The sequence below is a fragment of the Mesorhizobium sp. M0293 genome (genome assembly GCF_040321735.1).
GTDB lineage: Bacteria > Pseudomonadota > Alphaproteobacteria > Rhizobiales > Rhizobiaceae > Mesorhizobium.
Map to the genome: position 1 here is coordinate 1 of NZ_JAMYSA010000294.1, position 963 is coordinate 963.

A 963-nucleotide genomic window follows, 5' to 3' on the forward strand; every position below is an offset into this window, starting at 1 on the left:
CTAAGAGCCTGACCCGAAACTCGGGATTGGGCGTGGAAGCGGTTGAGTGGCCCCGTCCGTTGTGATTCGCTTGAGTTGTCTAGACTTGAACGGGATCACGACATGGGTTGGACGGAGACCACCCGCCGGCGATATTGCCGCGCGGGGCAGCGGGATGCAAACGCGTTGACGGACAAGGAATGGGAGTTGATCGAGCCGTTCCTGCCGGGAACGAAGGCGACGGGACGACCGCGGACGACAGAACTTCGGGCGGTCGTGGACGCGCTCCTCTACATCGCCTGGACCGGCTGCCAGTGGCGGGCATTGCCGGACCGGTTCCCGCCGGTTTCGACGGTTCAACGCTATTTCTATGCCTGGCGGGACAACGGGCTGTGGAAGACCATCAACTTCCACTTGGTGGCTGCGGCACGCCTCGCCCTCGGTCGCGAGGCGAGCCCGAGCGCCGGCGTCATCGACAGCCAATCGGCAAAGACCACGGACGTTGCCGGTTTGCGTGGTTACGACGCCGGCAAGAAGCTCAAAGGCCGCAAGCGCCATATCATTACCGACACCGAGGGGCACTTGGTCGGATTGACGGTGCATACGGCCGACATCCAGGACAGGGATGGGGCAGTCGGCGTCATCGCCTCCATTCGACGGCTTTACCCCTGGTTGCGCCATCTGTTCGCCGACGGCGGCTATGCCGGAGAAAAACTGACGCAGGCTCTGGCCAATCTCGGCACATGGACCATCGAAATCATCAAGCGCTCCGACACGGCCAAGGGCTTCGAGGTGCTGCCGCGACGATGGGTCGTCGAGCGAACTTTCGCCTGGCTGGGACGTTGTCGCCGGCTCGCCAAAGACTTCGAGGCGACCATCGCCAGCGCCGAGGCGTGGATCTTCATCGCCTCGATCCGCCTCATGCTTCGCCGCATGGCAGCTCCGCGTCGTGCGTAACCGAGTTTCGAGTCAGGCTCTAAGAGG

1 protein-coding gene is annotated in these 963 nt (G+C 63.2%); it reads left to right on the forward strand.

From position 1 onward, the window contains the following. The first annotated feature begins 102 nt into the window (after positions 1–102). Positions 103–936 (forward strand): IS5 family transposase, encoded by an 834-nt coding sequence (locus NKJ06_RS35540; RefSeq protein ID WP_352812600.1) that lies wholly within the window; start codon positions 103–105, stop codon positions 934–936. Positions 937–963 lie beyond the last annotated feature (27 nt).

What these genes read in the sequence shown, in the direction of transcription:
- NKJ06_RS35540 (WP_352812600.1), top strand. Translation starts at nt 103, where the DNA reads ATGGGTTGGACGGAGACCACCCGCCGGCGATATTGCCGCGCGGGGCAG.